This window comes from Streptococcus sp. 21.1 (genome assembly GCF_016648635.1).
Classification (GTDB): Bacteria; Bacillota; Bacilli; order Lactobacillales; family Streptococcaceae; genus Streptococcus.
In genome coordinates this window covers 15,554-39,141 of sequence record NZ_JACLQL010000011.1, presented here as the reverse complement: position 1 = coordinate 39,141, position 23,588 = coordinate 15,554, and the positions used below count along the sequence as shown (strand labels likewise).

Here is a 23,588-nt window from a genome sequence, read left to right as displayed (position 1 = left end):
TAAATATCAGTTGTAAACGCTTTCCAAACATTGCAATTGCGCTTCACTAACATTAAGCTAGAGCTCATTTCCTCATTTTTCAACCAAAACAAAAAGGACCATCCGGTCCCTTTAGATTATCAGAGTTCTTACCCAACTGATCCTTCCATTTCATAACTAATTAAGCGGTTAAGTTCAACAGCATATTCCATTGGAAGTTCTTTGGTAAATGGTTCCACAAATCCCATGACAATCATTTCAGTTGCTTCTTGTTCTGAAAGTCCGCGGCTCATGAGGTAGTAGAGCTGTTCTTCAGAAATCTTAGAAACTTTAGCTTCATGTTCAAGCGCAACTTGTGAATTGTGGATTTCGTTGAATGGGATAGTGTCTGATTTAGACAAGTCATCCATCAAGATGGTATCACATTCGATGTGAGATACCGATTTCTTAGAATCCTTGTTGAAGGTTACTTGTCCACGATAGTCAACCTTACCACCATTACGAGCGATTGATTTAGAAACAATAGATGATGATGTATGCGGTGCATTGTGAATCATCTTAGCCCCTGTATCTTGGTGTTGACCAGCATTGGCAAAGGCAATTGAAAGCATAGTACCACGTGCACCTTCGCCATCAAGGTAAACAGAAGGGTACTTCATGGTTACTTCAGCACCCAGGTTACCATCAATCCACTCAACAGTTGCGTTTTTCTTAGCCGTAGCACGTTTAGTTACCAAGTTGTAGACGCTATCTGACCAGTTTTGGATAGTTGAGTAGCGCATGTAGGCACCATCAAGTGCAAAGATTTCAACGATAGCCGCATGAAGGCTGGCAGTTGTGTAAGTTGGCGCTGTACATCCTTCAACATAGTGAACGCTGGCACCTTCATCAACGATGATAAGAGTACGTTCAAACTGAGCAGTTGCTTCGTTATTGATACGGAAGTAGGTTTGAAGCGGAATATCCACCTTAACGCCTTTAGGTACATAGATAAAGGTACCACCTGACCAGAAGGCTGAGTTAAGGGCTGCAAATTTATTATCTGTTGGCGGAACTAGTTTTGAGAAGTACTTCTTGAAGAGTTCTGGATGCTCTTTAAGAGCTGAATCCGTATCTGTAAAGATAATCCCCAACTTGTCGTACTCTTCTTTCATATTGTGGTAAACCACTTCTGATTCATACTGAGCTGAGGCTCCAGCAAGATAAGCACGCTCTGCTTCTGGGATACCAATACGTTCAAAAGTTTCCTTAATTTTCTCAGGAACATCTTCCCAGTCACGAGCAGGTTTGTCTGATGCCTTTTGGAAATAAGTCAGGTCATCAAAGTTAATACCAGAAAGGTCTGGTCCCCACTCTTGCATAGCCATTTTGTTAAAGGTTTCCAATGATTTTAAGCGGAATTCAAGCATCCACTCAGGTTCCCCCTTTTCAGCAGACATGGCACGGACCACGTCTTCACTGATTCCTTTTCCTGTTGAAAAGACTGGTGTCACATCGTCATGGAAACCATATTTATATTCTCCCAAATCAATGGGTTTTGGTTCTACTTTTTCATTTGTTTCAGTCATAGTATTTTCCTTTATTAAAGGTTTGATTCATTTTCTTTTTTGCTTGGGCAAGGAGACTAACTGCTCCCTGACTTCCTAAAGCTCGCTTCTCTCTATGGCTTTTTTAAGGGCATTCCAAGAGAGTGTTGCACATTTGATACGTTGTGGAAATTTAGAAACCCCCGCCAAGAGCTTGGCTTCGCCCAGCTTATCTTCATCTTTATGATCTCCTTGAATCATAAGAGAGAAAATCTCCGCTAGTTCCAAAGCCTCTGCCTTGGTTTTTCCAATAACTGCATCCGTCATCATACTTGATGAAGCTGTAGAAATGGTACAACCATCACCAGCAAAGGCAATGTCTTCAATCACGTCACCATCAAATTTAACTGACAGATTGATAACATCTCCACAAGTCGGATTATTCAGTTGAAGTTGCTCCACATCAGGTAGGACACCATGATGGTGAGGGCTCTTAGAGTGATCGGCCACAACAGCCATATATAAACTATCTAGTCTAGAGAGTGCCATTGAAAAACTCCTTCGTCGCAAGAATTGCCTCTACAAGTTTGTCGCAATCCTCTTTAGTATTATAAATATAGAAGCTAGCTCGGGCAGCTGATGAGATTCCTAAATGATTAATTAAAGGCTGAGCACAGTGGTGACCCGCACGCACTGCCACTCCTTCATAGTCAAGAGCGGTCGCCACATCATGAGGGTGAAGCCCATCAATATTAAAGGCAACAACACCTGCATGCTGGCTAGGATCTTCTGGACCGTAGACTGTCAGACCATCAATCGCCTGAAGCTTAGGCAAAACATAGTCTACTAATTCTTGCTCGTAAGCATGAATATTTTCCATACCTAAAGCAGAGAGGTAGTCCACAGCAGCACCAAGAGCAATAGCCCCCGCAATGTTAGGTGTACCAGCCTCAAATTTCCAAGGCAATTCCTTCCAAGTGGCTTCCTGTTCGTAAACAAAATCAATCATCTCACCACCGAATTCAATAGGATTCATCTGGTTAAGAATCTCTTCCTTGCCATAAAGAACCCCAATCCCTGTTGGACCTAACATCTTATGTCCAGAAAGGGTGAAGAAATCACAATCCAAATCCTGAACATCAATGGCCATGTGGGGCGCCGATTGGGCACCATCCACCACCATATAGGCACCAACTTGGTGGGCGAGCTTGGCAATTTCTTTGACAGGATTGATGCAGCCTAAAACGTTAGAGACCTGAGCTAGACTGACAAATTTTGTCTTTTCAGTAATCTTGTTAGCCAAATCTTCCATATCCAATTGGCCATCTTTCAAGTAGGCATAAACAAGTTTAGCCCCCGTCTTCTTACAAGCTTCCTGCCAAGGAATGATATTCGAGTGGTGTTCCATAATTGAAATAACCACCTCATCTCCTGGCTCAAGAACCTGCTCTGCAAAACGACCAACCCAGTTAAGACCAGTTGTCGTTCCACGTGTAAAGAGGACCTCTTTGGTTGATTTAGCATTGATAAACTGACGAAGCTTTTCACGACTAGCTTCGTAAGCAGCTGTTGCACGCTCAGCCAAAGTGTGCACACCACGGTGAACATTGGCATTGTCCTCATGATAGTAGGCCATGAGAGTATCCAAAACTACTTGAGGCTTCTGAGTCGTTGCTGCATTATCCAAGTATACCAAAGGTTCATCATTAACTACCTGATCTAAAATGGCAAAATCTTGTCGAATCTTATAGGCATCTAAAGCTGACATCTTATCTCCCTATCTAGATATATCATAGGTTAGACTATCTGTGTCGATAGTTCCTAACGTTTGTTTAGTTTTGTATCAGTTACAGAAATCATTTCATCGCGCACTTCTTTAACTGGGATTTCAGTAATAACTGCTCCTAAGAAACCGCGAATAACCAAACGTTCTGCAGTGTCTTGATCAAGTCCACGACTCATAAGGTAATACATATCCTCTGGATCTACCTGACCGATTGAAGCAGCATGTCCTGCTGTAACTTCGTTTTCGTCAATCAAGAGGATTGGGTTGGCGTCTGAACGTGCCTTGTCAGAAAGCATAAGCACACGGCTTTCTTGTTGTGCATCAGCACCCTTAGCACCTTTGACAATGTGACCAATACCATTGAAAGTCAAAGTACCACGTTCCAAAATAACACCATGTTGGAGGATATGTCCCACAGAGTTGTTACCATAGTTCGTCACACGAGTATCAATCCCTTGAACCTGACGACCTGATGAAAGACCAATAACTTTAAGGTTGGCATGACTTCCATTGCCAATCAAGTCACTATCAAAGTCAGCAATAACATTGCCCTCGTTCATGATCCCGAGAGCCCAGTCAATGCTGGCATCACGACCGATACGACCTCGACGACTAATATAAGTTGTGACGTTTTCACCCAAACGGTCAATAGCCGCAAACTTGACTTGTGCACCGTCTTGAGCAATGACTTCAACTGAAATATTGGCACTAGCTTTTTCAGTCGCTTCACCTAGCGTTTCAAAGCGCTCAAGGTAAGTCAATTTACTGTTTTTACCAGCCACGATCAAAACGTGTTTGTTAAATGGAACATTTGAAGTTCCATCTTGGTAAAAATAGCTTTCAACTGGCAAGTCAACTTCAACATTATCTGGTACATAAAGGACTGCTGCACTATTGAAATAGGCATAGTTATAAGCTGCCAATTTGTCCTCGTCATAGGCTACAGCCTTACCAAAGAAGGCTTCAACGACTTCTGGGATTTCCTCAAGAGCAGTCGTAAGGTCTGTGAAGACCACACCTTGACTAATCAAGTCAGCTGGCAATTGTTCAAGTACAGTATTTGTTCCTACTTGGACCAATTTAGGGTTGTTTCCAAGCGCTGTAAAATCAGGCACATTTGCTGATGGTTCATTTTCAGTAATCGTTCCATCACCGAGATTCCAACGGTGGAATTTAACACGCTCAATTTTTGGAAGAGCCAAACTTTCAAGCTTATCAAAGGCTGCTTGACGAAGGTCTTGCAACCAAAGTGGCTCTGCCTTTGCTTGTGAAAAAGCGATAATAGATTCTTTTGACATAGGTTACTCCTTTTCTAGTTATTTCGAGTAACAGACTTACGCTTCTTCGTGGTACTCGTAACCGAGCTCTTCAGCGATTTTCGCATAACCTTCTTGCTCAAGACGAGCAGCCAATTCAGGACCGCCTGAAAGAACCACTTTACCTTCCATCATTACGTGTACGACATCTGGAGTGATGTAGTTCAAGAGACGTTGGTAGTGAGTGATAATCATAGCACCGAAGCCTTCGCCACGCATAGCGTTAACCCCTTTTGAAACCACTTTAAGGGCATCAATATCAAGACCTGAGTCAATCTCATCGAGAAGAGCAAACTTAGGTTCCAACATGAGCAATTGAAGGATTTCGTTACGTTTTTTCTCACCACCTGAGAAACCTTCATTAAGGTAACGCTCAGCCATTTCTTCACGCATACCAAGCAATTCCATCTTTTCATCCAACTTAGTGATGAAATCAAGAACAGAAATCTTTTCGTCATCTTCTTTTCCAGCGTTCATAGCCGCACGGATGAACTCAGCATTTGTGATTCCTGGGATTTCAGCTGGGTATTGCATAGCAAGGAAAAGACCTAGGCGTGCACGTTCGTCAACTTCCAAATCAAGGATGCTTTCGCCATCAAAAAGGATGTCCCCTTCTGTGATTTCATAGTTTGGGTTACCCATGATAGCAGCTGAAAGGGTAGATTTACCAGTTCCGTTAGGCCCCATGATAGCAGCAATTTCACCAGTTTTAAGAGTCAAATTAAGACCCTTCAAGATTTCTTTATCTTCAACAGAAACATGAAGATTTTTGATTTCAAGTACAGACATTGTATACTCCTTTTTTCATATATACAGCGAGCACTTGCTCGCTAATTTGCATTATTTTTTTGAAAATAGTCTTACTATTTTCTGGAAAATAAAAAGAGAACTTCCATTTTCCTTAATTAGAATCATTATAACAAAAAAGCCATTACTTGGCTTTTCAAATGTTTAATTTTTTCGCCCTTGCTTCCATTTTAACATGGTTGCTTGACGATAATCGCTATTCCCGATAAATTTTAGGAAATTGAAGAGAGGTGTTCGACCAACGCCCCAAATCTCAAGCCCTTCAATCAGAATTTCCATTCCCAAAATCAAACTCAAGAGTAAGAGAATACCACCGAGACGACTGGAAACGTTTAACAAGAGGGCAATCAATGAAAAGAGGATAGCGATGGCATAAACCACCAGAACCGCTCCTCGATGAGTGAAGCCCATGGCTAGGAGACGATGATGCAAGTGCATCTTGTCAGCCTCCATGGCTGGTCGCCCTGACAATTTACGTCGGACAATGGCTACCACTGTGTCGACAATAGGCACTCCAAGGATAATAACAGGTGACAAAATAGCTACTGCGGTTGCATTTTTCAATCCTTGCAATGACAAGACACCAATCATAAAGCCAATAAAAAGCGCCCCCGTATCACCTAGATAGATAATCGCTGGATGATAATTGTAAGGGAAGAAGCCCATAATGGCAGCCACCAAGACAAAGATGGTCATGGTCAAGAAAATATCAGTATCATAGAGGAAGAAATAAGAAATCACCCCCATAGTCATAAGGGAAATGATAGAAACTCCTCCAACCAAGCCATCCAAACCATCAATCAGATTAATGGCATTGGTGATGGCCGCAATCCATAACACCGTTAAAATCAAGGTCAGGACTGGCCCAAAATGAATCATGGGACCACCAAATGGAATCTTAAAGCTATCAAATCGGAAGTCTGTAAAAGCCCAAACGATAACAGCTCCAATAACAATACCAAGCATCTTAGGTAGAGGCTTTAATTCCAAGATATCATCAATGAAGCCCGTCAGAGCTACGACAGATCCCCCCACAACAACCGGCAAGATGTACCTAATGTAAGAAACATGCCAGATATCCTTATGGATAATCATAGGCATAAAGACCAAGGTCGCTAGTACAAAGGCCAACAAAATAGCTAGACCGCCAGCACTAGGCATGGGCTTTTTATTGATACGTCTTGCATTGGGATTGTCAACAGCTCCGACACGTAAGGCCAAAGAGCGTACCAATGGGGTCGTCACAATGGCAATCAAAAAGGTCCCAATCAAAACGAATATATAGTTAATGGTCCAAGGCATGTCTTAGCTCCATTTCGTTGCTTGTAGTACCGGTAAGGCGTCCTCTTCCATCAAGATTGTTGCATGCTCTTGTAGGTAGGCACGTGTTCGGTCTGCTACATTCGCATATTCAAGAAAACGCGCATACATATTGTTCGCGTAATAATCAGGCTCATCAGCCAAGTAAAGAAGGATCGTCATGTAGTAGACATCCCCAAGTTTATAAAGCTCAGAACCTTCAACAGGTATATCCTTCAAACCTTGCGTAAAAGTCACCACTTGATCAAAGTCAGAGAAGGCCAAGACATAGTGGGTATAGTCTTCACGAATATTTTCTTCAGCCACTTCCTTGGTAGGCTCTGTCATAGCCTTATCAACCTCTTCCAAGGTCTTTTCAAGCTCTTCGAGCTTATGGTGTGCTTCGATGTCACCCTTGTCCATAAAGTTACCCTCAAGGGCCTTTAGAAACTCTTCTGGAGAAAGCCCTGAATAGTCATCCATATCTGACAAATCGTTGAAATCAAGGTCTTCCTTAAGATCTGATTTAGTCACAAAGACATCCACACGATCCTTGCGTGGCGTGACACGGAAGCTCAGCATTCCACTATTTTTAAAGTTATCAGGCAAGTCCAACTCATCCATGACAGTATAGAAAAATTCCTCTGTTTTTTCCTGGGGAATCAAGAAATCCTTCAATTCCATACCATGTTCTTCAAGATCTTCCATGGTAATCATGATTTTTAGAGTTGTCTCGCTTATTTGTTTCATTTCCATATGTAAAAAACCTCGCACGAGTAGTTATTTCATTATACTAGAAAAGCCAAGAGATAGCAATTTCTGAGCAAGTTTGAGTCTTATTTTGGAAAGGATTTCTAAAAACTTCTTAATACTAACAAAACCTTGTATTTCCCCATTTATACCTGTCATCTATCCTAGATTGGAGTATAATAAAAGTGAAGATATACATGGAGGTGATGACCATGACTGCCTATAAAAAAGGGTGGCTACGAGCTAGCATTGCTGGAGGAATAACGAGTTTATTGACGCTCTTTCTCTACTTATCGGGGCAACCTTATCAAGTAAACAAATCTACCTTTCTTACAGGGATAATCGTCGCCATCATACTAGCAACTGCACCCATTTACGACGATAACCGTCTATCGCTCAAACAGCAATCACTTCTGCACTTCTCTATCATGTGTGTTACCATCCTTCCAATTCTCTGTTTATCCGGATGGTATCCCTTGCATAATATCGTGGACTTCTTGAAAATCCTAGCTAGCTTCTTAACTTGTGGACTGGTCCTATGGTTGCTAGCTTACCTTATCTTTGGAAAACTTCTCCACAAATAATCTCTAAACCAGATAAAAAAGGACTTCAATTGAAGTCCTTTTTCAGTTTACTTGAACGTAATTATCCGAAAATAAGTTTGACAGCTCCATAAAGAAGCACAATAATACCAAGCACGATACGGTATTTTCCGAAAACTGTGAAATCATGTTTCTTAATGTAATTCATCAAGAAGCGAATCACGAACAAGCTGACAACAAAGGCTGTCACACTAGCTACCAAGAGAATAGCCACTTGTCCACCTGTCAAGGTATTCCCGTCAATGAAATACTTAACCGCCTTAAGTCCACTATAACCAAACATGGTTGGAATACCAAGGAAGAAGGTAAAGTCAGCAGCTACGCTACGACTAGTACCAACGATGATACCCCCAAGAATAGTAGCACCTGAACGGCTTGTCCCTGGAATAATACTCAAGACTTGGAAAAGACCAATATAGAAAGCCGTCTTGTAAGACATACGTGCCAAATCCGTTACCTTAGGCTCTACACGTCGATTGCGGTCCTCAATCCAAATAAAGGCAATCCCGTAGACCACCAACATGATAGCTACTACAAAGAAATTACTGAGATGGGCCTCCATCCAGTCGTCTAAAAGAAGACCAAAGAAGGCTGAAGGAATACAAGCAATGACCACCTTGAGCCAAAGCTGCCAAGTCAATTGCACTTCACGTGCTGTCTTACCAGGTTGGAAGGGATTCAAACGTTTAAAGTAAATAACCATAACCGCAAGAATAGCACCAAGTTGGATAACGATATTAAACATATCGATGAAGTCTTTACTTTGTCTCAAGTTCAAGAATTCATTCACCAAAATCAAGTGACCCGTAGATGAAATCGGTAGCCACTCAGTGATACCTTCGACAATCCCAAGAAAGACTGCTTTTAGTAATTCAATAATAAATTGTGCCGTTTGCATAATTATCTCCGTTTTAAAATGCTAGCCTCATCACAGCAAAAATGATCAAGGCTCCAAATCGTCCTTCCCATTATATCAAATTACAACTTGTATTTGAAGACAATCTTGATATAGAGATTGTTTTTCTAATCCCAACTTATTGTCATTAATCCTAATTTCCTGTAAAATAGTAAGGTATGACATTTTTATAGGAGACATTGTTTCAATGAAAAAAATTATTATAGCCTGCTTTGCAGCGCTCCTCCTCGTTTTTGGTGGGGTATCAAGCGCTCAAGCAGACGAGTATCTCCGTGTGGGTATGGAGGCTGCCTATGCACCTTTCAACTGGACGCAGGACGATAACTCAAACGGAGCCGTTCCAATCGAAGGTACCAAACAGTATGCCAACGGTTATGACGTGCAAATCGCTAAAAAAATCGCTGAAGCTCAAGGCAAGAAACCCTTGGTAGTCAAAACAGCTTGGACAGGTTTGATTCCTGCCCTCACTTCCGGCAAAATCGATATGATCATCGCAGGTATGAGCCCAACAGCTGAACGTCGTCAAGAAATCGACTTTTCAGACAGCTATTACCGAAGCGAACCTGTCATGGTTGTCAGCTCAGACGGTGATTATGCCAACGCTAAGAGTCTCAAAGACTTCAAGGATGCTAAAATCACAGCTCAACAAGGGGTTTATCTCTATAATTTGATTGATCAAATCCCAGGTGTCAGCAAACAAACCGCTATGGGTGATTTCGGGGCTATGCGCCAAGCCCTCGCATCTGGTATCATCGATGGTTATGTTTCAGAGCGTCCTGAAGCAAAAACTGCCGAAGAAGCTAGCTCAAAATATAAGATGATTACGCTTAAAGATGGTGGTTTCCAGGTTTCAGACGATGACGTGTCCTTGGCCGTCGGTCTTCGCAAAGGAGACAGCCAACAAATGGAGCAAGTCAATAAGGTCCTTGCTGGAATCAGCCAAGAGGAACGTGTCAAACTGATGGATCACATCATTAACATCCAACCTGCAGATAAGACTGATGAGGCTAAAAAAGGAAACTTCTTTAGTCAGATGAGCACTATCATCGCTAAGAACTGGCCACAATTCTTACGTGGTACAGGAATTACCCTTCTTATCTCAATTATCGGTACAGTTGTAGGTACTTTCATCGGTCTTATGATTGGTGTTTACCGCACAGCTCCTAAGGCTGCTAATAAATTTGTAGCCTTGCTCCAAAAACTCTTCGGTTGGGTGCTTAATGTCTATATCGAAGTTTTCCGTGGTACGCCAATGATTGTACAATCTATGGTTATCTACTACGGTACTGCCCAAGCCTTTGGTATCAATATTGATCGTACCCTAGCAGCTGTCTTCATCGTTTCTATCAACACCGGAGCCTACATGAGTGAAATCGTTCGTGGTGGTATCTTCGCCGTAGATAAAGGACAATTTGAAGCTGCAACTGCTCTTGGATTTACCCACGGTCAAACCATGCGTAAGATTGTTCTTCCACAGGTTATCCGTAACATCTTGCCAGCTACTGGTAATGAGTTCGTTATCAATATCAAGGATACCTCTGTTTTGAACGTTATCTCTGTTGTGGAACTTTACTTCGCAGGTAACACTGTCGCAAGCCAAACTTATCAATACTTCCAAACATTCTTTGTTATCGCAGCAATCTACTTTGTCCTTACCTTCACAGTGACACGCATCTTGCGTTATGTAGAACGCCGTTTGGATCAAGATACTTACACACAAGGAGGGGTTCACTAATGACTGATACGATTTTAGAAATCAAAAACCTCAAAAAATCATATGGAAAAAATGAAGTCCTCAAAGATATCTCCCTCAGCGTCAAAAAAGGTGAGGTTATCTCAATTATCGGTTCTTCAGGTTCAGGGAAATCAACTTTCCTTCGCTCTATTAACCTTCTTGAATCACCTTCCGGCGGTGAAATCCTTTATCACGGGGACAACGTCCTTGAAAAAGGTTACGACCTCACGACCTATCGTGAAAGACTCGGTATGGTTTTCCAATCTTTCAACCTCTTTGAAAACCTTAATGTCTTGGAAAATGCTATCGTAGCTCAAACAACCGTTCTCAAACGTGATCGTAAAGAAGCTGAAAGCATTGCCAAAGCTAACTTGGAGAAAGTTGGTATGGGAGAACAATACTGGAAAGCTAAGCCAAAACAACTTTCAGGGGGACAAAAACAACGTGTGGCGATTGCTCGTGCCCTCTCTGTTGATCCAGAAGCCATCCTCTTTGACGAGCCAACTTCAGCCCTTGACCCAGAAATGGTAGGGGAAGTACTCAAGACTATGCAGGAGCTATCTGAAACTGGTTTGACCATGATTATCGTTACCCATGAAATGGAGTTTGCACGTGACGTTTCAGACCGTGTCATCTTCATGGATAAAGGGGTAATCGCTGAACAAGGTAGTCCAGAACAAATCTTTGAAAATCCTAAAGAAGAACGTACCAAGGAATTCCTCAAACGTTTCTTGGGTTAAAAACGAAAAAGTTAAGGTTTCGACCTTAACTTTTTTAGATTCTCTGATATATAAAAAAACGGCAGTTGCCGTTTTTTTGTCTATAATGATTAGTTACGACGTGTACGTCTGTCAACAAATCCAAGGAAGGCCAATAGGGTCATAAAGAGACCTACAAGGCTGAATCCTGCTGCAGTTGACTCACCTGTTTCTGGCAAGCTGTCTGTTTCTTGTAAAGGAGCTTGTTTCTCAGCTTTGGTTTGACCATAATTTACAGAAATTTGAGTTGCAGGTTGAGCTGCTTTTTCTTGTGTTGTGAAAGCAACAACTTTACCATCTACATCGTAAACAGGTACTGGTGTAAGACCTTTAGATGTAATGTTAGCAAACTCTTTAGCCAATTGTGTTTGAAGCTCTTTGTCTGCCTTAGCTTTCATGTAGTTATCGAAGGCTGTTTGAACAGTCGTGTACTCGCTCGTTAATTTATCACGTTTAGCTGACAATTCAACAAGTTTCGCACGTTCAGTTGAAAGAGCTGCTTTCGCCGCAGTAAATTTGGCAAAGGCTGTCGCACGTTCTGCTTTAGCCTTAGCTAGGTTACCTGAAGCATTTGTAAGAGCTGCTACACGGTTCTTAGCATCAGTCAAAGCTTGGTTAGCTTGTGTCAATGCTACTTGTTTCTTAGCAGTATCTTGCTTAGCAGCGTTGTATGCATTTGTCAAACGTTGCAAGGTTGCAGAACTTGTCGCAAGTTTATCTTTAGCTGTTTGAAGCTCTGCTTGTTTTTCATCAAGAGTTGCTTGAGCTTTGCTAAGGGCTGCTGCTTTTTCTTGTGCGTTAGCATTAAGGTTTTCAACTGCAGCGTTAGCTTTTTCCAATTCTGATTTAGCAGTTGCAAGGGCTGCTTGTTTTTCAGAAAGGTTATTCTGAGCAGCTGCCAACTTGCTTGCAGTCGCTTTAAGAGCTGCAAGTTCTGACTGAGTATTCTTAAGCTTAAGAGTTGCTGACTCAGAAGCCGCTTTCTTGCTAGCCAAGTCACTTTGAGCTTGATCGTTAGCTTGCTTAGCAGCTTCATAAGCTGCTTTTGCAGCAGCAAGATTTGCATTTGAAGATGATTGAGATTGGTTACCTTCATATGGGTTAGCAATCTTAGTTGTGTCAAAGCTACTATCAGAAGCGATAGAATTTTTATTGACATTGTTTACGTGAACGTTAAAGGCACCGGCAACAACACTGATGTCTGTTCCAATGTAAGACTCCCCACCATCTGCTGTAAGTCCAGAGATAGAACGAGCATGGTTCCACTCATTACCGTTAAACATGAAGTCAAGCATAGCTTCATAGACATATTTCTTAATGTCGTTAAGAGTAAATGGTCCTGTCAAACCTTGCCATGTATTAAGGTTTTCACCAATACTTACACTATTAAATGACTTACCAGCACGGTCAAGGGCGGCACTATCATGTCGTTTATGGGTAATAGCTTCCCAACCCCAGTTATCTGCTACATAACCGTCTGAAACACGGTCAGCCGCAAGAACACTACCTTTTGAAACAGATGTTTGAGTTGTACCAAAGGCTGTACGAATTTGGTTAATCAAACTTGAAGCATACAATGACAAATCTGTAATTTGAGCTTCACTAAGGTTGTTCAAATCACTAATTTTAACATTTTTATCCGCTTCATTATCTTGATAACTATTGTTACCACGATCACGTTTATTAACGTTCTTCAAGACTTGTTCAGCTTGAGCTTTTTCTGCTGCTGTCGCTATTTTAGACTCATGAATCTTAAGAGCATGGACATACTCTTGTGACACTGAGAATTTTTGACGAACATTAGCTGTTGAACTTGTTGAAGATTCTGCTTTTTTCTTAGCTGCTTCAGCGGCTGCAAGAGCAGCTGCCTTTTCATTAGCTACTGTTTGAGCAGTCTCATAAGCTGCTTTAGCTTGGTTTGCTGCATTTTGATCTGCAGTCAATTGCCCTTCTTTAGCTGAAATAGCAGTAGCTTTTTCTTTATCAGCTGCCTGAGCGGCTGCCAATTCTTCTTGAGCTTTTTTCTCAGCTGCTGTTGCAGCATCAAAAGCTGATTGTGCTTTAGCTTGATTCGAAGCTGCCTCAGAAGCGCTAGAACCATTAAGAGCTGCTTTAGCGGCATCTACTGATTTTTGAGCATTAGCCACTTCAGTAGCTTTAGCATTGACATTAGCTTGATCTGTATTAACGACAGCTTGCTGTTTGTCTGCTGCATCTTTAGCAGTTTTTTCTGCTGATTGAGCTGTTTCGACTGCTGACTTAGCTTCCTTAGCTGCATTTTCAGCAGTAGTTACTTGACCTTGAGCGGCAGCAATAGTTTCTGGACTTGCTTCATCGGCTGCTGTTTGTGCCTTTTGCAAGTTAGCATCTGCTGTCGCTAGGTTTGCTTGAGCCTGTTTGGCAGCTGCTTCATGATTAGCAACAACTGACTCTTGTTGCGATACTGCTTGATTCGCAGCGCTGGCTTGTTCTCTAGCCGCTTCGACTTGGGCTTGAGTTGGGACAGCTTGTGTAGCTGTCGATGATACTGATGCTGTTGTTGAGGCTTGATCGTTTGTCGTTACCTCATCAGCTTTAGCAACTGTAGCAGAAACTGCAAGTGCTGCAATTCCAGCTGTCGCCAAAACCTTTTTATTCATAAGACGAACTCCTTTTTATGTTAAAAATTCACTACTATATAATAACATTTTAATAATCTCGAAACAAGGTGCTGACTCCTAATTTTTAAAATTTAATTATTTTATAAGCTTTCATAGCCTGTTTACAAAAATCATTAAATTGTTAGTCAAAAGTAGAGTTGCTGTTTCAAAGTCCTTTTTTAGTCTTTGATTCTGCCTTATCCTTTTATTCTATCAAAACTTCGTTACAGTTTCTTAACTTTCTTTAAACGTTTTTTTGATATAATGTGTACTCATCATATGCAAATGGAGGAGCAAAGTGGCAAAAACATTAAAAACATTGAGTAACATCTTACTAGGAATCCTCTCACTGGCCTTGTCTTATTGGTTTTATAGGGGGCATCTCGAACAGTACGTTCATTACATCGCCCATTATGGCTCCTACTTTCAAGTCTTACTCAACCTAGTCATTATTGTCCTACTGAGTTACTTTGTCTACGCTTTTTTGAAACTACTTCTTACTAGAAAGCTGAAAAAACAGACACTACTCCTACTCTACTTCATTTACTTTCTTGCTCTCTTCTACCTACTTTTCTTGAAAAACATTGGTACCCAAGGTCTCTCACTTAACCCCCTTTCCTTTGCTCGGGAATTATACTGGGGTAGCCACTTCGTTCCCATCATGAACCTCTTAATGTTCATTCCTCTGGGACTCCTCTTTTCTTCACGATTGAGTAATCTCCTACTTTGTCTCCTTACCCTTTTCTCCGTCGAATCCATTCAGTACTTCGGACATTTGGGAGTCTTTGATTTGGGAGATATCACCTTAAATATGTTAGGTATCCTTGTCGGAACTGCTATCCATCAACTCCCTCAATTTCAAACAGTTATCAAAAAGATTTTAAGTTAAAAAACTTCCAGAATTAATTTTGGAGTTTTTTTTTGTTCTATAGATTAATCATCGTAAGAAATTTTTAGAGGAATGCAGAAAAACAGCCCTCTACATCTAGAGAGCTGTTTTGAACTCAGGCTAAAATCCTAGCGAATAAAAAAACTGCCCCATCATAGAGCAGTTCCATTTTCGTGTATTCAATTGAACAAGGCCTAGACACTTGTATCTTGAATTAACGACGAAGTCCGAGTGAGCTGATCAACTCACGGTAACGGTTAACGTCTGTGCGGCGAAGGTATGCCAACAAGTTACGACGGTGACCGATTTTTTTCATCAAACCACGGTAAGTAGCGTGGTCTTTTTTGTGTTGTTTAATGTGTTCGTTAAGGTGGTTGATTTCCCAAGTAAGGACAGCAACTTGAACCTCTACTGAACCAGTGTCACCTTCGTGACGTGCGTATTGAGCAATGATTTCATTTTTTTTCTCTTTTGAGATTGCCATGTTTTTTCTCCTTTTTTTGCTCCATCCGAGTCTTAGGATTGGCTCTCCTAAAACCAAGAAAGAGTTGGTTTGTCTTTACGACCTCTCTATTTTAGCTCATCTACTAATCTTTGTCAATCGCAAGATTTCACTGATTAAGTTTTTGAAGCTTAGACTTTTTTGGCCATTTTTGCATTCAGAAAGAATCCAAGGAAAAGTAGGAAAAGTAGGAAACTTACGATAGCATAAGCTAGAAAAATCCAACTAAAACTTGGAGATATGAGTGCTAACAATTTCAAAACATAAGGGGAAATGGCTGACCCTAGGTTACAGCCTAAGAGGACATAGGCTGTCGCCTTGTTCAACAGACTTCTAGCAATAGACTCAGAAAGTCGGTTAAAGATAATTGTCAAAATAATACTATAAAAGAAACCAACACCAACTGAAGATAAAATCAAAATCGGTAAGTTACTAGCCACTGACATCCCAAAGAGACAAACCGCTAACAAGAACATCACTATAAGCAAAAGACGATTTTTAAAATGTCCTATAAGCGAGGCGAAACTCAGTCCAGCTACAATTCCAATTCCCTGCTCTAAACTCAGTACTAAGGCTGATTGACCACTCTCAATAGTCTTACCAGCAACTTGAAACAGAGGCACGCGCAAACTAATCGAAGAATTGATACAGATGACAAAACCTGCTAAAAGAGCCATGCCAAGAATCATACCAAGGTCTTTTTTGTTCAGAACTTGTTTTCTTTTTGTAATCTGCTTCTTCTCCACCTGCTCCATCGATGGCACAAAAAGGAGGTACATAATCAAAATCACAAAACCAAAACCATAGATAAGAAAGGCAAAGGTCCAATGAATTTTCAGTAATTGTCCAACTAAAAGAGAACAAGAAGCTCCACCAATCAACTCCATGGAGCCACGAATACCTAACATCTGAACTCGCTCTTTACCTTGATAACGTTGACTGATGATGGCAATCGCCTTAGCATTGATAAGACCAATCCCCATTCCAAAAGCAATACGTGACAGTAAGACAAGAGGATAGGCTTGTACAAAAAAAGGAAAAATCCCAGCACTACTAAGTAAGAGCAGCCCAGTCACAATTAGCTGTCTATCACTTAGCCATTTGTCAATAAATGAATTAAGTAAGAGCATCGCGACTACGGAAAATGAAGGGACAGATACTAAAAGCTCCACTTGCGCGGCAGAAAAGGTTGGGCTATAGTAGTCCAACATAGGTGGTAACGCTGTTGAAATCGAAAAGGCCGAAATCAAGAGCAAGGATAGCCCAAGCAGGCTCATTTTTTCTAAAATTCGTGTCATAATATAGGGATAAGAACATCCTTTCCTTACTTGTCTAATAGTTATTTTTTCATTATAATCTAAGGAGACTTTAAAAAATAGGACCTAGGTCCTAAAAAAGGAGATGTATGCGTAATCATACCATAAGACCTCAACTTGACCAGGTCTTTCCACCCCCCTACCTCAACCAATTACAGAAAGTCACCTTTCAAAAGAACGATTATATTTGTACCCAAGGGCAAGCTATCACTGAGCTGACCTACATTTTATCAGGAAAGGTAAAAATTGTTCGTTCTCTCTTCAATGGTAAAGAACATATCCTAGAAACGCTCAATCAGCCTCAGATATTGGGAGATGTAGAACTCATGACCAACCAACCAGCAGGATCATCAGTCATTGCTTTAGAAGAGGTTCAAGCAGTTCAGCTCCCATTAAATAATAAAGAAGAACTCCTCAAAGACCCTGTTTTTCTCTACCAAATTGGACGTAACCTGGCTATGGCACTGCATAAGCAAGGTATCACTGCTTCAACGAATGCGAGCTACTCTGTCAAAGAGCGTCTGGCCACCCATATTTTGAATAGTGAAGAAGAGAATATCTTTCAATTATCGCCATCTATTTTAGCTTCCCGTTTTGGAACTAGCTATCGTCATGTACAGCGAGTCATCAAACAATTTATCGACCAGGGAATTATCGAAAAAGAGGCCTTTAAAACCTATCGTATTTTAGAGAGACAAACCTTGGAAAAACTGGCTTTTATCGATTAGAAAAAGCCTCACTTTAATCCTTGATGGTTTAATTTTCAACCCTTTTGTGCTATAGTTATAAACAAGTAAATCAAAGAAAATAGAGGTAAACAAATGGACGCTCAAACCAAAATTATCCGCGCCAGCCATATGATTGATATGAATGATATCATTCGCGAAGGAAACCCAACCTTGCGTGCTGTCGCTGAAGATGTAACCTTCCCACTATCAGACGAAGACGTTATCCTAGGTGAAAAAATGATGCAGTTTCTTCGTAATTCACAAGATCCTGTTATTGCTGAAAAAATGGGGCTTCGTGGGGGAGTCGGTCTTGCAGCCCCACAATTGGATATTTCAAAACGCATTATCGCGGTTCTCGTTCCAAACCCTGAAGACGCTGAAGGTAATCCACCAAAAGAAGCATATAGCCTTCAAGAAATCATGTACAACCCTAAAGTAGTTGCCCATTCTGTTCAGGATGCTGCTTTGGGTGATGGAGAAGGATGCCTCTCAGTCGACCGCGACGTTCCTGGTTATGTGGTTCGTCATGCTCGAGTAACTGTTGAATACTACAACAAAGAGGGCGAAAAGCAACGTGTTAAGCTCCGTGGGTACAACTCAATTGTTGTTCAACATGAAATCGACCATACTAACGGTATCATGTTCTACGACCGCATCAATAAAGACAATCCATTCGCCATTAAAGATGGACTCTTGATTATCGAATAAAGAAAGCCTCAGTAGTAATACTGAGGTTTTAAGTTGAAGATAAGGCCTTAGTGCCTCCGTATAGCTGGGTTAAAGTAGAAAAGAACCGACTTTGTCAGTTCTTTTTTCATTATGTAAACCTGTCCTCAGACAAGCATATTGTAAAGTGTTTCGTTACCGTGAAGGTTGATATAACTTGGGTCAAAGGCTGAAAGACGATCGAGAAGTCCATCATAATCGTTCTTGTCACTAAGAGCGATACCAATGAGAACTGGACCTTTTCCTTTATTAGCACGTTTGATGTACTCAAAACGAGTGATATCATCATTTGGTCCCAAGATATCATTTACAAATTCACGAAGGGCACCAGGACGTTGTGGGAAGTTAACCACAAAGTAATGCTTGATGCCATCGTAGATAAGCGCACGTTCTTCCATCTCTGGCATACGGTTGATATCATTGTTACCACCTGAAATGATGCAGACGATGGTTTTTCCTTTAATCTCATCTTTAATCACTTCCAAAGCTGCTACTGATGCTGCACCTGCGGGTTCTGCAATGGTACCAACCTTAGAGTACATATCAATTAGGGTTTCTGAAATCAAGCCTTCATCAACTCCCAAGAGACGGTCAACATATTTACGTGCAACTTCATAGGTCTTGACACCTACCTTTTGAACAGCAATCCCATCCGCAAACTTATCAATTTCTTCGAGTTTTATAGGATAACCACGGTCAAAGGCAGCACGCATACTACGAGCACCACTAGCCTCAACACCAATAACTTCCATAGATGGTGCCACATCCTTGATATAAGTAGCCACACCAGAGATAAGGCCTCCGCCACCTACTGGAACCAAGATACTATCGAAGGAAACACCCTCCTCTTGAGCCTGCTCATAAATTTCATAAGCAACTGTTCCTTGACCCGCTTGGACATTATAATCGTCGAATGGATCAATGAAAGTCATGCCTTCAGACTTGGTATATTCCTGTGCTGCTTGAGCAGAAGCATCAAAGGTATCTCCCACCAATTTGATTGTTACAAACTTGCCACCAAAGAAACGGACTTGACCAATTTTTTGGAGAGGCGTCGTTACTGGCATAAAGATGGTTGCCGGAATCTTCATCTCGTTACAAGTGTAGGCAACCCCTTGAGCATGGTTGCCGGCTGATGCACAAACCACACCACGCGCCTTATCCTCATCACTCAATTGATGAATAGCATAGTAGGCTCCTCGCAATTTGAAAGAGCGTACCTTTTGCATATTTTCTTTTTTTATATAAATGGTCGCCCCGTATTTTTCAGATAAGTAGCGATCAAAATCTAGTGGTGTGCGTTCCACCACGTTTTTTAAGACTTCATTAGCCTTTACGATATCATTTGCAGTAATCATTGGCTCTCCTTTGACACAATATTCAAACTATTTCTATTGTATCACAATTTTCAGAAAAAATAGCAGCCAGTATAAAGAAAACTCCTTGTTTACACAAAGAGTTCTACTTATTATTTATCAACTTTTTTTGACATCAAGAAGTTACGAAGAGCTGCAAGGGTTGCCGCACCTGCAAGGACAATAGCTGTAAGGATAGCTACAGCATGTTCTCCCCACTTGTGAGATTTTGCTGTTTTAGCAATTGTAGCCTTAAGATCTTCAGTTGTTCCTTTTTCACCTGCTTGCGTCGTTGTCTTACTTGCAAGGTTAAGATCTTGACTACCATTGTAAGTATTATCTGACGAAGCTGTATTGACAAGGTCTTGACGGCTACTGCGAGTATAGCTGACATTTGTTGTAATGCTATCAATCATCTCAACAATATTTCTGATTGTTGTTGCATCGTACAAGCCACCCTCAGTATCTTTCAAGATAGATACTGCTAATTTTTCAATAGAAACTTCTGAAGAAGCTGCTACCATAGAGTGAGATTCTGAGCTTGCTGTTTCTGAATATCTTGCATAGTTGCTAAAGAGTGATGCTGCTTCTGTAATCGTTTCAGAAGTACTTGGTAAGGTTTCTGAGACGCGAGGAGCTACAGAGAGTCTATTCCAACTATTGATGTTTTCTGATAGTCCATCAAGGATGACTTCCTCTGATGTGCTTACTGTTTCTGAAATCGCCGAAGTCACTTCTGAAGTGCTCACTTGACTTTCTGATTCTGTCAATGAAACAGCTGGTTCTTCAACTACTTCTGATTCTGAAACGACTGTGCTGATTGAATTCTCTGATTCAGATGCTGAAGTCTCTGAAGTTGATGCTTCTGAGATAATATCAGTTTCTGAGACCTTCGATGATACTGTTGTGCTTTCTGATACTTCTGACGGAGCAACTGAGACAATTGTGCTTGTAGTTTCTGAAACAAGGCTAGTGCTTGCCTGACTCTCTGATTCTGTCAAAGAAGCCACTGGTTCAACTACTGCATGTGATTCTGAAATTGCTGTCGTCGTTGAAATTGCTGACTCTGAAATTGATGCTACTGAACTATTTTCAGTTTCTGATGCTTCCGATGATACTGTTGCACTTTCTGATACTTCTGATGAGGCTGTTGAGTCAGCTGTGCTTGTGGCCTCTGAAGCTGGTGTAGTGATTGAATCTGACGCTACTGCACCTTGATCCGTATTAGATACTGAGTTGTCATCTTTCTTATCATGTGCGGTCTCTGATACAGCTATTGCCACTGGAACAGCTGCTGAGTTTACTATCTCGTCAACTGTTGGTGCTGGTTTAGTTATTTCATCTAGTTTAGGAGCTTCAACAGATGGTTTCGTATCAGTTGGAGCCTCTGTACCTTTGTTTACTGTTGTATTTTCGGATTTAGCTGTTTCTGAGCTTGCTTCAGATGTTACGGTATTGTCTGCTTTCTTACCAGCTTGGTTAGTAACTGGTTTCAAGATAACTGGTTCTACCGGTGTTGCTGTTGTGTCTTCCTTGATATAGAGCATGTTCCAAAGCGTTAGTTTAGGAACTGAAATGACAAGTACTGGTTGACCATTTTCATCTGTTTCAAGGCTTGCTTGTGCCTTCTTCATGCTTGAAGTTGCCCAATCATCTGGCGACGTCACATAGACTTGATCAGCAATTTTAGCTGCTTCTTGGGCTGTTTTACCTGCTAGACTAAGACGAACTGTGAGATTTTCTTGAGCGTCCGGTGTTTTATTATCCGCATAACCCTCTTCATTATGCCAGCCCGCATTGATGCCCATCATGTTAATCATTTGAACAGTTGAGAAACCTTTTCCTGATTTAGCAAATGTCCAAACTTGATCTCCTGTCACACCTAGAGCATCCTTAGAAAGGATTTCACCAGAAGCATTCTTGGTAGATACAGCTTGAGTGCTGTTAGTCACCCCCTCACCACGAAGAAGATTTTCATAAGCAGTGATAAACTGTTGGTAATTGTAAAGCTTACGAATAGTGTCCTTAGCCACACTGAGGTATTGAGTTGGGTAATAAGCACTTTGAAGGACGTTTAGGGCTGCATTAGCATTGGCAAGGGCTGCAATGGACATGTGATAGCCACCGGCTGCAGCTACTGTCGCATCTACGAGAAGAGTCGCGTCAGCTTGCAATGACTTACCTGCAAGAGCATCTTTACCAGCACCGTTAGTTGCTTTTCCACCAGGAACAGTATAATCAATACCTGGTTCTTCCATGTAGGCACCAACGATAAGTGATTTACCAGTTTTATTGCGTACCATATCGATACGTGCTTTCAAATCACCATAGGCAACCTGCATACGTCCTGGAATAACTGAACCACCGTTTGTCCAGAGCTCATTATAAACAACATCTTGACGTGCCTTGGCTAATTTATCATCATTACCACCATTGACATCATTGATTGTGATGTAGTACTTTTCACCAATGAGGTCTTTCATAGCATTAATAAATGACGCATATGAATCAGACATCATGTATGAGTCAGCCTCGTCTGAGCTGTTACGGTGCTCATAATCAGTCACACGGTTGTCACCAATTGTATCACCTTGCCAACCATCGAAGCCCATACGATCCATAGCTGATTTCATGACACCCGCAATGTATTTTTGCCAATCTAGATTAGCTGGATCATAGTAAACTTGAGTTGGGTTATCACCGATAGTGTAAGTCATCGGCTCACCCTTCTTACCAAAGCTATCGTAGAAGTTATAAGCCAAAGCAACAAGTGGAAGGGCTGGATTCTTTGGATTTGAATCTGCTGAAATCATGTTATAAAGCATGGCAACAGCACCTGACTTATGAACTTGGTCCACCAATTCTTTAACAGCCTTAGTGTCAACCTGAGTATGACTCCAGGTATTCCATTTTTGAACAAAGCTATCAACACCCTCTGGGTAAGGATCTGTAGCTTCACTATAAGCATCATAGAAGAAATATGAGTTGATATTCATAGACTTCATGAGCTCAAGCTCTTTACGGTAGGCTTCAAGATTTTTAACAAGAATACTGTTTTGATCCGTTGGCGAACCTGCTACGATACCGTAACGCGGGAAGACTGTCCAATCATCTTCAACAGACAGGCCAGCACGCTTGCTTGACAAAGTACTACCTGATTTATCGTTGACACTGATTGTCACCAAGTAACCTGTATTGTTTGTCAACCACTCTGACGCTACTGTCAAGTTTGAAACCTTAGCTGATGTTCCTGCCGCTAGCGTAAGGTCAACGTTATCTTGACCGATGATCTCTGAAGCATGTTGAAGTGTCAAGTTGACAGTCATCGTCTTAGTTTCTGCTGTTGGATTAGACACAACAACAGAATAGTTAATATCACCATCTGTCTTGCTATAAGCAGCTTTTGTTGTTTCTGGATCTGTCAAGTAAGCATCACCATTTAAGTTTTGCTCTGTCACTTCTGTAACTGGTGTCACTTGAGCAGTTGAATGGCGTCCTACTTCAGTAGCATTATCAGATGATGATGTGATGGTTTCCACAGCAGCTGACTCAGGAGCTAGTGCTTCACTGACTACAAGCATTTCTGAGCTAGCACTCTCTGCTGACACAGCTTGTGAAAATATTGTAGAAGCTGTTGCTGTTGTTGCAGTATCTGTCGCAACAGCGGCAGTTGATGGACCTACTTCTGTTGTCGCAACTGGAGCAACTGCCTCCGTTGGTACCACCACCAAGTTATCTGCTTCAGTTGTAATGACTGGTTTTGTTGCTTCTGAACTGACCATGCTATCTGCCTTGGCGACCTGATTCATCCCTAGGACACCGCCAGCTACAAACAAACCTGATAATAATTTAGTTGACGCTACTTTCTTTGACATCTCTCTATCCCTCTAAAAAAGTTTAAATCACCTCGGCGTTTCAAATTATCACTATTTGTATTTGCATGCTGTAAACTCGAGTTA

General features: G+C 41.3%; 19 protein-coding genes. 6 read left to right on the top strand and 13 right to left on the bottom strand.

All coding sequences use genetic code 11. From position 1 onward, the window contains the following. Positions 1 to 128: 128 nt before the first annotated feature. The 7 genes from sufB to mecA all read right to left on the bottom strand — a co-directional run bounded on the left by sufB (position 129) and on the right by mecA (position 7,469). Positions 129 to 1,547 (bottom strand): Fe-S cluster assembly protein SufB, encoded by a 1,419-nt coding sequence (gene sufB, locus H7U01_RS08265; RefSeq protein WP_002883666.1) that lies wholly within the window; start codon positions 1,545 to 1,547, stop codon positions 129 to 131. 75 nt (positions 1,548 to 1,622) lie between these two features. After that, positions 1,623 to 2,054 (bottom strand): Fe-S cluster assembly sulfur transfer protein SufU, encoded by a 432-nt coding sequence (gene sufU / locus H7U01_RS08260; protein WP_002883658.1) that lies wholly within the window; start codon positions 2,052 to 2,054, stop codon positions 1,623 to 1,625. After that, complete coding sequence (locus H7U01_RS08255; protein ID WP_201041429.1) at positions 2,041 to 3,273, bottom strand: cysteine desulfurase; 1,233 nt, start codon at positions 3,271 to 3,273, stop codon at positions 2,041 to 2,043. Before H7U01_RS08255 ends, sufU begins: the two co-directional genes overlap by 14 nt. Positions 3,274 to 3,326: 53 nt before the next feature. Continuing rightward, entirely contained in the window at positions 3,327 to 4,589 is a 1,263-nt protein-coding gene (gene sufD / locus H7U01_RS08250) for a Fe-S cluster assembly protein SufD (RefSeq protein ID WP_060972350.1), read from the bottom strand. Between the two features lie 36 nt (positions 4,590 to 4,625). Then, complete coding sequence (gene sufC / locus H7U01_RS08245; protein WP_002883600.1) at positions 4,626 to 5,396, bottom strand: Fe-S cluster assembly ATPase SufC; 771 nt, start codon at positions 5,394 to 5,396, stop codon at positions 4,626 to 4,628. A 162-nt stretch (positions 5,397 to 5,558) separates the two neighbouring features. Continuing rightward, positions 5,559 to 6,716, bottom strand: a complete 1,158-nt coding sequence (locus tag H7U01_RS08240) for a glycosyltransferase family 4 protein (RefSeq protein ID WP_014633818.1) — start codon at positions 6,714 to 6,716, stop codon at positions 5,559 to 5,561. Positions 6,717 to 6,719: 3 nt separating this feature from the next. Further along, positions 6,720 to 7,469 (bottom strand): adaptor protein MecA, encoded by a 750-nt coding sequence (gene mecA / locus H7U01_RS08235; RefSeq protein ID WP_014633817.1) that lies wholly within the window; start codon positions 7,467 to 7,469, stop codon positions 6,720 to 6,722. Positions 7,470 to 7,675: 206 nt separating this feature from the next. On the opposite strand from mecA, the gene H7U01_RS08230 reads away from it, so the two are divergent. Further along, positions 7,676 to 8,047 (top strand): DUF3021 family protein, encoded by a 372-nt coding sequence (locus tag H7U01_RS08230; protein ID WP_201041428.1) that lies wholly within the window; start codon positions 7,676 to 7,678, stop codon positions 8,045 to 8,047. 61 nt (positions 8,048 to 8,108) lie between these two features. On the opposite strand, the gene H7U01_RS08225 is transcribed toward H7U01_RS08230, so the two are convergent. Continuing rightward, the gene (locus H7U01_RS08225; RefSeq protein WP_002883622.1) at positions 8,109 to 8,963 is read right to left on the bottom strand and encodes an undecaprenyl-diphosphate phosphatase; all 855 of its coding nucleotides are present in this window, start codon (positions 8,961 to 8,963) and stop codon (positions 8,109 to 8,111) included. Between the two features lie 205 nt (positions 8,964 to 9,168). On the opposite strand from H7U01_RS08225, the gene H7U01_RS08220 reads away from it, so the two are divergent. Beyond that, positions 9,169 to 10,716 (top strand): ABC transporter substrate-binding protein/permease, encoded by a 1,548-nt coding sequence (locus tag H7U01_RS08220; RefSeq protein ID WP_002883657.1) that lies wholly within the window; start codon positions 9,169 to 9,171, stop codon positions 10,714 to 10,716. Next, on the top strand, positions 10,716 to 11,456 hold the full coding sequence (locus H7U01_RS08215) for an amino acid ABC transporter ATP-binding protein (RefSeq protein WP_002883694.1): 741 nt from the start codon (positions 10,716 to 10,718) through the stop codon (positions 11,454 to 11,456). The genes H7U01_RS08220 and H7U01_RS08215 overlap by 1 nt, the downstream gene beginning before the upstream one ends. 89 nt (positions 11,457 to 11,545) lie before the next feature. Here the strand turns inward: H7U01_RS08215 and H7U01_RS08210 are convergent, their stop codons facing one another. Next, the gene (locus H7U01_RS08210; RefSeq protein WP_002883576.1) at positions 11,546 to 14,113 is read right to left on the bottom strand and encodes an SEC10/PgrA surface exclusion domain-containing protein; all 2,568 of its coding nucleotides are present in this window, start codon (positions 14,111 to 14,113) and stop codon (positions 11,546 to 11,548) included. Between the two features lie 298 nt (positions 14,114 to 14,411). Between H7U01_RS08210 and H7U01_RS08205 the strand changes: the two genes are divergently transcribed. Continuing rightward, positions 14,412 to 15,002 carry a VanZ family protein gene (locus H7U01_RS08205; protein WP_049529346.1) on the top strand — a complete coding sequence of 197 codons (591 nt, stop codon included), beginning with the start codon at positions 14,412 to 14,414 and terminating at the stop codon, positions 15,000 to 15,002. A 214-nt stretch (positions 15,003 to 15,216) separates the two neighbouring features. Here the strand turns inward: H7U01_RS08205 and rpsO are convergent, their stop codons facing one another. Both rpsO and H7U01_RS08195 read right to left on the bottom strand, forming a co-directional pair. After that, on the bottom strand, positions 15,217 to 15,486 hold the full coding sequence (rpsO, locus tag H7U01_RS08200) for a 30S ribosomal protein S15 (protein ID WP_002883618.1): 270 nt from the start codon (positions 15,484 to 15,486) through the stop codon (positions 15,217 to 15,219). A gap of 149 nt (positions 15,487 to 15,635) precedes the next feature. Beyond that, positions 15,636 to 16,802 carry an MFS transporter gene (locus tag H7U01_RS08195; RefSeq protein ID WP_064525450.1) on the bottom strand — a complete coding sequence of 389 codons (1,167 nt, stop codon included), beginning with the start codon at positions 16,800 to 16,802 and terminating at the stop codon, positions 15,636 to 15,638. 107 nt (positions 16,803 to 16,909) lie between these two features. On the opposite strand from H7U01_RS08195, the gene H7U01_RS08190 reads away from it, so the two are divergent. Both H7U01_RS08190 and def read left to right on the top strand, forming a co-directional pair. Next, entirely contained in the window at positions 16,910 to 17,548 is a 639-nt protein-coding gene (locus H7U01_RS08190; RefSeq protein WP_002883647.1) for a Crp/Fnr family transcriptional regulator, read from the top strand. Positions 17,549 to 17,641: 93 nt separating this feature from the next. Further along, a complete protein-coding gene (gene def, locus H7U01_RS08185; protein WP_002889744.1) occupies positions 17,642 to 18,256 on the top strand; it encodes a peptide deformylase in 615 nt (204 codons plus the stop codon). A gap of 125 nt (positions 18,257 to 18,381) precedes the next feature. Here the strand turns inward: def and ilvA are convergent, their stop codons facing one another. Continuing rightward, complete coding sequence (gene ilvA, locus H7U01_RS08180; RefSeq protein ID WP_201041427.1) at positions 18,382 to 19,632, bottom strand: threonine ammonia-lyase IlvA; 1,251 nt, start codon at positions 19,630 to 19,632, stop codon at positions 18,382 to 18,384. Positions 19,633 to 19,742: 110 nt separating this feature from the next. Then, positions 19,743 to 23,504, bottom strand: coding sequence for a glycoside hydrolase family 66 protein (locus H7U01_RS08175; protein WP_201041426.1), 3,762 nt, complete (start codon positions 23,502 to 23,504; stop codon positions 19,743 to 19,745). Positions 23,505 to 23,588 lie beyond the last annotated feature (84 nt).

What these genes read in the sequence shown, in the direction of transcription:
- sufB (WP_002883666.1), bottom strand. Translation starts at nt 1,547, where the DNA reads ATGACTGAAACAAATGAAAAAGTAGAACCAAAACCCATTGATTTGGGA.
- sufU (WP_002883658.1), bottom strand. Translation starts at nt 2,054, where the DNA reads ATGGCACTCTCTAGACTAGATAGTTTATATATGGCTGTTGTGGCCGAT.
- H7U01_RS08255 (WP_201041429.1), bottom strand. Translation starts at nt 3,273, where the DNA reads ATGTCAGCTTTAGATGCCTATAAGATTCGACAAGATTTTGCCATTTTA.
- sufD (WP_060972350.1), bottom strand. Translation starts at nt 4,589, where the DNA reads ATGTCAAAAGAATCTATTATCGCTTTTTCACAAGCAAAGGCAGAGCCA.
- sufC (WP_002883600.1), bottom strand. Translation starts at nt 5,396, where the DNA reads ATGTCTGTACTTGAAATCAAAAATCTTCATGTTTCTGTTGAAGATAAA.
- H7U01_RS08240 (WP_014633818.1), bottom strand. Translation starts at nt 6,716, where the DNA reads ATGCCTTGGACCATTAACTATATATTCGTTTTGATTGGGACCTTTTTG.
- mecA (WP_014633817.1), bottom strand. Translation starts at nt 7,469, where the DNA reads ATGGAAATGAAACAAATAAGCGAGACAACTCTAAAAATCATGATTACC.
- H7U01_RS08230 (WP_201041428.1), top strand. Translation starts at nt 7,676, where the DNA reads ATGACTGCCTATAAAAAAGGGTGGCTACGAGCTAGCATTGCTGGAGGA.
- H7U01_RS08225 (WP_002883622.1), bottom strand. Translation starts at nt 8,963, where the DNA reads ATGCAAACGGCACAATTTATTATTGAATTACTAAAAGCAGTCTTTCTT.
- H7U01_RS08220 (WP_002883657.1), top strand. Translation starts at nt 9,169, where the DNA reads ATGAAAAAAATTATTATAGCCTGCTTTGCAGCGCTCCTCCTCGTTTTT.
- H7U01_RS08215 (WP_002883694.1), top strand. Translation starts at nt 10,716, where the DNA reads ATGACTGATACGATTTTAGAAATCAAAAACCTCAAAAAATCATATGGA.
- H7U01_RS08210 (WP_002883576.1), bottom strand. Translation starts at nt 14,113, where the DNA reads ATGAATAAAAAGGTTTTGGCGACAGCTGGAATTGCAGCACTTGCAGTT.
- rpsO (WP_002883618.1), bottom strand. Translation starts at nt 15,486, where the DNA reads ATGGCAATCTCAAAAGAGAAAAAAAATGAAATCATTGCTCAATACGCA.
- H7U01_RS08195 (WP_064525450.1), bottom strand. Translation starts at nt 16,802, where the DNA reads ATGACACGAATTTTAGAAAAAATGAGCCTGCTTGGGCTATCCTTGCTC.
- H7U01_RS08190 (WP_002883647.1), top strand. Translation starts at nt 16,910, where the DNA reads ATGCGTAATCATACCATAAGACCTCAACTTGACCAGGTCTTTCCACCC.
- def (WP_002889744.1), top strand. Translation starts at nt 17,642, where the DNA reads ATGGACGCTCAAACCAAAATTATCCGCGCCAGCCATATGATTGATATG.
- ilvA (WP_201041427.1), bottom strand. Translation starts at nt 19,632, where the DNA reads ATGATTACTGCAAATGATATCGTAAAGGCTAATGAAGTCTTAAAAAAC.
- H7U01_RS08175 (WP_201041426.1), bottom strand. Translation starts at nt 23,504, where the DNA reads ATGTCAAAGAAAGTAGCGTCAACTAAATTATTATCAGGTTTGTTTGTA.